Consider the following 1,147-nt stretch of genomic DNA (forward strand, 5'->3'; position numbering starts at 1 on the left):
AGGGGGATATAGATTGACGCCTCTTTGTTGGGCACTCCATATCCCTTCATTGAACGTTCAACTTTACATTCCTAAACATGAACGTATTATCGCTGATGCGCAGGGGCTTGCCACTGGCTGTGGTCACATTCCTGAGTATAACTTCTTTGGTGATCACATAAGGAAACTTTTCCTGATAGGAGCTGTCTGTCAGTTGAGGATTAAAATTGGAGAAAAGAGCCGGCCCCTGGTAATTCTCTGCATGGTTGGAGTCATCAATATGCAGATTTTCAAGGACGACCCGCTCCGGCATGTAGCAGGTATACCCAAAATCATGCTGACCCGAATTCGCTCCCCCGATCAGAGAAGGGCTGCCTTGTCTGCCGCCTGCTGGCACGAAAATGCAGTTTCTGATCAGCAGTTCACCCTGCCAGGTGCTGCCATAGTCTGAGCGCAGATTCACTAGGGTATTGCCGCGGATGGTACTGTTCTCCACCCTTAGCGTTCCGCTGCCGATGGCGTTGATGCCCATGTGTCCTAAAGTCGAGTTGCGGATGGTGGCATTGGCCACACCCATGTGAGCATCGAAGCGTGAAAGGACACAATGGTCATATAACATATTTTTGCAGTAATTGGACCCCAGGATACCCCAATAGGTGCGGTCATTGATATCATTGGTCTGGCTACAGTTGATGAAGGATACATTCAGGGCACGGTTGGCTGAAATGTCGTAAGAACCCATGGAAACAGGTTTTCCTGCTGCCCCAATGGTTGTGTAGGTTTTGTGGCCGGTCAGGATGGTGTTCTTAACTGTTACATAGGCGCAGTCGCTGATATTGAGGAAGCCGCCATAGGGTGCCCCCTGCTCTCCCTCACCTCTGATGCGGTGTTCGAGCCCGTCGATAACAACATGGGAGCGTTTGATCAGGATGTTGCGGCTATAATAGGTATACCTGGATTCTGCCCGATTGGCAATCGTAGTAAAGCGCCCTCCGCTGATGATCAGGGGCTTTTCATCGATAGGAAGCGCACTCATCTGAGTAATTTGATCGAAGTCCCAGAGGATGGGGGCGTCCAAATCCACCTTTCCGGTTTTATCTACCAGAAAGATATCCGTCTGTGCCGCTCCATTGTTTTGGTTCAATCCAAACCGGATGTAGTGCTTCAC

At 50.0% G+C, this 1,147-nt stretch carries 1 protein-coding gene; it reads right to left on the reverse strand.

The annotated features are described in order from the left end of the window. Nucleotides 1–46: 46 nt before the first annotated feature. Nucleotides 47–1,147, reverse strand: a 1,101-nt coding sequence (locus Q0590_RS37355; protein ID WP_302042789.1) for a hypothetical protein, incomplete at its 5' end; no start/stop codon positions are given.

This window comes from Rhodocytophaga aerolata, from assembly GCF_030503435.1.
Classification (GTDB): Bacteria; Bacteroidota; Bacteroidia; order Cytophagales; family 172606-1; genus Rhodocytophaga; species Rhodocytophaga aerolata.